The 6836-nt window shown below is 64.2% G+C and carries 6 protein-coding genes; 1 reads left to right on the top strand and 5 read right to left on the bottom strand.

The features are described from left to right. The 4 genes from AC1DRP_RS08120 to AC1DRP_RS08105 all read right to left on the bottom strand — a co-directional run. The coding region (locus tag AC1DRP_RS08120) for a universal stress protein (RefSeq protein WP_476768260.1) at positions 1-405 on the bottom strand (405 nt) is incomplete at its 3' end. Positions 406-652: 247 nt separating this feature from the next. Next, complete coding sequence (locus AC1DRP_RS08115; RefSeq protein ID WP_441504635.1) at positions 653-1192, bottom strand: Hsp20/alpha crystallin family protein; 540 nt, start codon at positions 1190-1192, stop codon at positions 653-655. A 437-nt stretch (positions 1193-1629) separates the two neighbouring features. Then, positions 1630-2277: a BON domain-containing protein gene (locus AC1DRP_RS08110; RefSeq protein WP_441504636.1), complete on the bottom strand. Its 648-nt coding sequence runs from the start codon at positions 2275-2277 to the stop codon at positions 1630-1632. 449 nt (positions 2278-2726) lie between these two features. Next, a complete protein-coding gene (locus AC1DRP_RS08105) occupies positions 2727-4232 on the bottom strand; it encodes a hypothetical protein (protein WP_476768259.1) in 1506 nt (501 codons plus the stop codon). A gap of 711 nt (positions 4233-4943) precedes the next feature. Here AC1DRP_RS08105 and AC1DRP_RS08100 point away from each other — a divergent pair. Further along, positions 4944-5132, top strand: a complete 189-nt coding sequence (locus tag AC1DRP_RS08100) for a hypothetical protein (protein ID WP_476768258.1) — start codon at positions 4944-4946, stop codon at positions 5130-5132. A gap of 276 nt (positions 5133-5408) precedes the next feature. Here the strand turns inward: AC1DRP_RS08100 and AC1DRP_RS08095 are convergent, their stop codons facing one another. Beyond that, a complete protein-coding gene (locus AC1DRP_RS08095) occupies positions 5409-6818 on the bottom strand; it encodes an amidohydrolase family protein (RefSeq protein WP_441504640.1) in 1410 nt (469 codons plus the stop codon). Between the last annotated feature and the right edge of the window lie 18 nt (positions 6819-6836).

Here is a 6836-nt window from a genome sequence, read left to right as displayed (position 1 = left end):
GGTCAGCACCTTCGTCGTCACGCTTCCGAGAACAAGGGCGGCGACGCCGCGCCGTCCGTGAGATGCCATTGCGATCAGATCGCAGCCACGCTGTGCGGCCGTCCTGATGATCTCGCGATAGGGATCGTCACTCTCGATCTGGACCACATCGCAGGGTATACCGAAATGCTTCGCCTCGCTCTCTGCAACCGCCAGAACGGCGGCTGTCTCAGCCTTGGCATGCTGCCTGTACCCCTCGCGTGTCGTCTCGAGTTGCTCGCTCGACACCGTGAAGATGTGAAATGGCTCTACGACGGTGAGCACGGTGACCTTCGCGCTCGCGTCGCGGGCAAACTCCATGGCGCTCAGCATGGCAGTCCGAGAGAGCGCAGAGCCGTCGATCGGGACCAGAAGATGGCTGTACATGGTTCCTCCCAATGTTCTTGGATCAGCTGCGCCAGGATCATGCCCGACGCCAGGAACGCATCGCCGCGAGACTTCGCGCTCGACAGGGAGACGCCCGCCAGCGCAAGCGCGGCCGTTCCGGACGTGCGAAGCTTAGCGCGCCGCAGTGTCTGCGCGTCGAGGCCGAGGACCCGATCGGTACACGACCTCGACCGCCCCGGCCGTATGGCGATGTCCACTGACAGGGCAACCGCGGCGACGCCGGGTATCAGGCCGCCTTGATCGAGATCTTCTTTTCGGCCCTCTGCGCTCCGACCGTCTTCGGCAGCCTGACCGTCAGGATGCCCTTGCTGAACGTCGCATCGATCTTGTCGGCATCGACGCCTTCAGGCAGCTGGAAAGCGCGTTGGAAGGAGCCGTAGCGGCGCTCGGACATATAATACTCCTTCTGCTTTTCCTCCTCCTTCTCCTCCTTCTTTTCCCCTTTGATCGTCAAGGTTCGGCCGGAGAGGCCGATTTCGACATCCTTCTCGTCAAGGCCGGGCAACTCGGCCGTGATCTCGTACTGTTTCTCCTTCTCGGCGAGGTCGATGGCCGGCGCGACGGGCCAGCCGGCACCCGACAGGCGGTGAAGCGCGAGGTCGAAGGGCGAACGCGTCACCGGAAGGCGCCAGCCGAACGGGTGGAAGTCGTCGAACAGTCGATCGATTTCGCGCCTGAGATTCTCGAACGGCGTCCAGCCGGTCTGCTGCGCGGGCATGGTTGCTTTGTCGCCCTTGATCGGCAACTTGGTTGCGGGATCAGCCATGACGATCTCCTTTGGAACGTTCGGTGGATCGCAGATACCGCCGCCATGTGCTCAGCCAAGCAGTCTTGCCAGACGGGCCAGGCAGCGGCACCACCCGTCGCATCCCCCAGGACCGCTTGCTTCTCCGCGACGGACCGCTTGGACGGTCCTAGCCCTGCGCCGGTCCGTCCGAGCGAGGCAGGCACTGTATCAAAGCGCGAGGCGCCCGCGATATCCTTGACGCAGCGGAAAGGGCAGCACGCCTGTCCAAAAAATACCGCCATGGCGGCCCCGATGGGCAGGTTTAGTCCAGCACGACGCGCGGGTGCCAGCACGTTGCCCGGCCTCTCCCATCGCCCCCCGTCAGCTTGACCGCTGCCTGCATGGGACTGCAGCGCAACGTCGCCTGATCATAGATGTCGGCCGTTCAGATTGATGCGACGCCGCTCGACATCAGGTCACGCAATGGCCAGGTGATCCTCGACCGCCGTGACGCCGGGTGCAGCCCAGGCCGCCCGCTCAGCGACGCCTCGCTCGTGCCAGGCCTTGACCTTTCCTTCCAGCGTTACCCGCCCGCCCGATACCATGACGCGGATCTGCCCCGCCTCGAGCTCCGCGCTGCGCTTCAGCGCGCTCTCGATCCTGTTCTTGACGTCGCTGGCTTCCACACGTGGCTTGACGGCGATCAGATTGATGACGCCTGCGACGCCGGAGAGCTTGCGCAAGGCGGCCTCTGCGGCATCGCGCTGGAAATACCAGTCGACACTGCCCGTCAGCGTGATCCAGCCATCCTGGACCTTGATCTTGACCTTCTCGTCCGGGATTGTCGTGTCCCAACTGATGAGGTCGACCGCGCGCTGCGCGATCTCGTCATCGTTGGTCTTCTTGTCGCTTGGGAGCCTTACCTCGATTTCCTGAGCGATCGCGCGCACACCCTTCACCCTCTGCACGATATGCTCAGCCGCCAGCTTTTCGGCATAGCTGCCAACATGTCCCGAGAGAGTGACCGTGCCGTTCTCGACCGCGACGCCGATATGGGCCGCGCTCACGCTCGGCTCGAATTCGAGCTCGTTGAGCACATATTCACGAAGCAACAGATCATTCATCGCCACCTCCTGATTGTTTGGAAATGCGTGTCGTCCGAGGCTGACCCCATTCTGGCCAGTTCTCGAAGGGCAACATTGACCTGGATCAAGAGGCCAGCCACGGGCTCGCAGCGCCCATCGTTCCTCCATGCCCGCTGCGTTCGTCGGGCGCCTTCAGAGACGTCCCCCGCGCGCGCCGGTCAGGCCTGATGCCTCAGATCAACATGCCCCCGGGGGCAGTGTCCTCGCCGCGATCGATCGCGCGGGCCTTGCAAATCCCAACGGCTGCCTAAGCGGAAGGCCACGCAGAGAGCCTCTGGTTTGGCCCGACCGCGTCGCGGTGCGAGACCGCGCTGACCGAAAACCGACCTCCGCGCATCGGAGAGGAACCAGGAACGAGCCCTCGGCGCGGAGCGGCTCTTCGATAAGCACCGGGACAAGGCGTCGTGCGCCGATGAACGGGGCCCGGCTCAGACGCGGCTCGAGACAAAGACCCTGAGATTTGGACCAGCGTACTGGCTCAGCTCCCCCTCGAAATCCTGAACCTGATCCTGATTGCGGCAGGCAATGAACAGCCCCCTGCCCTCCTCGAGCAGATCACACAGCTCCTGCGTAACAACTATGCTCTTGGACCGCATATAGAGCTCAGTCGCATCATAATAGAGCCATTCACAATCGGCATTGAACGCAAATCGACTGCCCAGATGGTTTCCGTAGCTCCCGGAACGAACCAACATGCAGTTTTCACGAGCATAGCGTATCGCCTTGGAAAGCTTCTTCATTTCGAATCTGTAATTGTTACCTCTGCGCCCACCGAATTTCTGACTGAAATCGATCAGGTCGCTGCCGGGATAGCGCTTCCGGTAGTGTTCCCACGCAATGGCTCCCCCGCGCTTGCCCGCCAGCATCGTCAGGTCGAACGCCCGCCCATCGTCGCTCACCGTTACGGATGTTTCGGTGAAGGCGCAGGTCACATGGGAGGCTCCGCCATGGACAATCGCGTTCTGCGCAATTTCCATGATGAGCACTCCCAGGCATTCCGGAAGGCCGCCATCGGCGTCCGCATCGGAGGTATAGCGCGACAGCCTCCTGACAATTCGGGGGCCGATGGTGTCGTTGATGTGATCGGTAATCGCGTCGCGGTCCTGGCTGGGCGGGGAAATTCGTATGGCTTGACCGATCACCGCATCGGTCAGGCGCTCTGCGTCCCGGCTCTCGGCAGGCGGCGGGATGGCTCCCTGCGCCTCAAGATCAACGATCAGAGGAAGCAGCAGGCCGGCCGCAGCCGCAGCTGCGGAGCGCTGCCGGTCTCGCTTGACCCCGTTGCCGGCATCATCGGAAATCCCCTTGATGAGGAACCAGGGCACTCCGAGGTCGGCGACGAAGTCATAGGCTTCCATCTCGCCGCCCAACACCTCCGGATACTGCGCGAGGACCCGGTCCCGGGCTTCATCCTGGMTAAAATAGGTTTCGCAGGAGGCGAGAATCCCCGCTCGAACCCCGGTCAGCCCCCTCTCCAGGAGCCGCTCGACGTGATCACTCAGGTCGCCGAGCGGACTTTCGCGGGGCGTGCGAAGCCTTTCCTCGCCCTGCTCCGTCATTCTCACGCGATTGATCGCCCAGACTTCCCTGGAGATGACGACCTCGCCAGGGGCCACCTTCGCCGGGTTTCCCCAGGCAAAACCGACGATCACCACGAGAACCGGCTTCGGAAGGAACGAGCCTGTGACGTACCGCGCCAGGCGCCCGATCGATTTGTCCCCCTGGGCACCAGCTTCGCCGGTCAGGTGAAGACAGAAACGATTTCCGATCCGGCCGAGCGTCGCTCCGTTATGGGGATGTTCAACTCTGGCGACCGTGCGTTCCTGGAACAGTCGCTCGACCGCCGTTCGCTCGACGGAGTTCGTCGTCAGGACCAGTACATAATTGTCGTCGAGGGCGGCCTTCGCACTCAGGAGATTGACCGGGTTCGACATTCACCACCGCGAGCAGCAACGGACATGCCAACTCTACGCGATCCGGGAAGGACGCCTCAAGTCGCTCTCCGCGCGGCATCGACGCGCCCGACCGGCAGGAACAGGGTCGCCGCCCATCGGGCGCATTCCCCACCTGCAAGGGACGAACCACAAGCCCTGCCGACCGGACGGCACGAGGATGCCCCTCCTTCAGGCCAGCGTCCCGGACCGCCCGAGAGTCGACGCGTTGCGCTGGCGCGGCAATCAATTGGGCTTCGTGGCGCCCCCGACAGGGTTGCTTTGGTGCATAGGCTGCCCGTCAGGGCTCATGTCCCGGCCGTAGTCGCGGTTCTGCTGGCTGTCGGCAGCAGAGGGCGGCCTGTTCGGCTCGGGGCGATTGGCGCCCGGCGCATACTGTGTCGCGCCGCTGCCAGTGCCCTGCTGCGGCGCCATTCCCGACGATCCCGAGCCAGTCCCGGTGCCCTCCTTGTGTTCCGGCCCGGCCATCGAGGGGGATGGTGCCGGCTGGGCCTGTGCATGAGCCGCGCACAGCAAGGCAGTCAGTGCCGTCCCGAAGAGGAACGCTCGCATGGGGTTTGAACTCATCGGATTCCTCCAGCGCGATTTCGCCTCACACGGAGGACCACAATCAGCTAACGTCAGCGCCGCGAGCAGGGTTCCAGCGGCCCGGAACCTGACATCGAGGCATGCAGAGGGCCGGAGGTTCAGCCAATGCCTGAGAACGCGTCCAAGCAGGATCTCGACGATCAGATTGCGATCGCCCGACGGAATATCGCCGATCTGATGGAGCAAGCCACCGCGGCCTCGGGATCGGGCGCGGAAGAGGCCATCGCGAACCGGATCGAGGAACAACAGGACCGGCTCAACACATTGCTGAAGCAGCGCGAGGCGATGGGATAGGACGGCGTTCCAAGGGCTTGTGCTGAAGGGCGGTTCGTTGCCACGCCGCTCCCAGTGCATTTTCAGCCACGGCCAGGGGCTGCTTCTCCCAATGCGGCACGCAGATCACCTGGCGCCGGAAATCCATGCGACGAGCAGCTGGCGTCATAAACCCGCCGCTCGCTTCGCGATGCTCTGGCTGAAGGACTTCAAGGCGAGCAGGCGCCCCGATGCCGGCGGCGGCGATTGCAACCTCCCCCGCCGGTCCGCTTCAGGGTCTGACTTTGCGGCCAGCAGCTACCATTGCGGCAATGGCTTGTAGCGACGACCGGCAACGATCTCGCGGACATGGTCGCGGCCGGCCAGTGCCTCGCCGCGAAGCCTGTCGATATCGATCGTCGTGAAAGCACCGTTGGAATAGAGCACCTTGCCCGCAACGATCGTGCTCGTGACCTCGGCCCGGCTGGCATAGCGCAGCAATTCGCTCGAGAGATGCTGCATCGACATCAGATGCGGACCGCTTCCATCCAGTACGACGATGTCGGCGGCCTTGCCGGGCTCGAGCGATCCGGCAATGTCGTCGATTCTGAGCACCGAGGCGGCCTCGATCGTCGCCATGTCGATGATGTCGCCGGCGGCGAGAAAATCCGCGTCATAGCCGGCGATGCCCCATTTCACGCCATGGATGAGCCAGGCAGCGCGCATGTTGACGAAGATGTCGTTGGCCTGGTTGTCGCAGCCGAGAGCGACCCGGATGCCGGCCGCACGGAAGCGCGGCAGGTTCGGGATCGCGTTGAGATTGGCGACGCATTCGACCGGGGAATGCGCCAGGCCGGCATGGCCGCGCGCCAGCAGCTCGATCTCCTTTTCGCTGGCAAGCACCGCATGGACGGCAACGAGATGCTCGTCGATGACACCGAGATCCGCCAGGCGCTCGACGGGTCTGCGGCCGAAGACCGACAGGCAGAACTCGACCTCCTCGCGGTCGCGCCCGATATGGACCTGGATCGTCGTATCGTGCCGCCGCGCCAGCTCCGCCCCGCCGCGGAAATAGGCCTCGGAGAAATTCATCAGGGCCGACACGTTGACGGAGCCGCGGATCAGGCCGTCGCCGCGCGGCGGATGGCGTCTCAGGAACTCCTCGGTGGCGGCGAGCTCGCGCTCGGCCTCTCCCTCCCGGGCCTTGTACCAGGAGCGGTCGGCGATCTGGCTGTAGAGCGCGGCATGGTGGAAGTCCTGGTCGGCGGCGCCGCGCGCCATGACGCAGCGTATGCCGGTCTCCTCGATCGCGGCGACGATTGCCGGCTCGTGGGCGGGGTTCAGCGTGCCCTCGCACATCGTGGTGATGCCGGAACGCAGGAGCTGCGCTGCGAGCAGGCGCACGGTCGTACCGGCCTGTTCGGCGTTCAGCGAGCGCTGCGCCGGGCTGTAAAGACGCGGAATCATCGGCAATTCGCCGCTGGTCAGCGAGCGCACGAAACATTGCGTGCAATGGGTGTGGGCGTCGATGAAGCCCGGCATGATGATGGCGTGCTCGTCGCCGAGAACCTGCTCGCAACGGTAGCGCGAGGCGATCTCCTGGCGCGGGCCGACTGCCAGAATACGCCCGCCGCGCGAGACGACCATGCCGTCCTCGATGACGGCCCGGTTCCTGTCCATGGTGACAATGCGACCGCGGACTCCGAGGTCGACGCTTTCCTGCTGCACTGACGGCTCCTGTATCGG

Source organism: Allobosea sp. 01N443 (assembly GCF_056399325.1).
Note: the sequence above shows the minus strand (reverse complement) of the source record. Positions and strands in the feature narration are given on the sequence as shown.